The organism is Streptomyces sp. NRRL B-1140 (assembly GCF_001280065.1).
Lineage (GTDB): Bacteria > Actinomycetota > Actinomycetes > Streptomycetales > Streptomycetaceae > Streptomyces.
In genome coordinates this window covers 1-205 of the sequence record NZ_LGEA01000086.1, presented here as the reverse complement: position 1 = coordinate 205, position 205 = coordinate 1, and the positions used below count along the sequence as shown (strand labels likewise).

1 rRNA gene is annotated in these 205 nt (G+C 55.6%); it reads right to left on the bottom strand.

Annotation, left to right across the window (positions count from 1 at the left end):
• Positions 1–205, bottom strand: a 23S ribosomal RNA gene (locus ADK65_RS10175); the annotation flags it as partial.

Below are 205 nucleotides of genomic sequence, written 5' to 3'. Positions count from 1 at the left end.
TCACCAGGTGTGGCCCCCCTTCTCCCGAAGTTACGGGGGCATTTTGCCGAGTTCCTTAACCATAGTTCACCCGAACGCCTCGGTATTCTCTACCTGACCACCTGAGTCGGTTTAGGGTACGGGCCGCCATGAAACTCGCTAGAGGCTTTTCTCGACAGCATAGGATCATCCACTTCACCACAATCGGCTCGGCATCAGGTCTCAG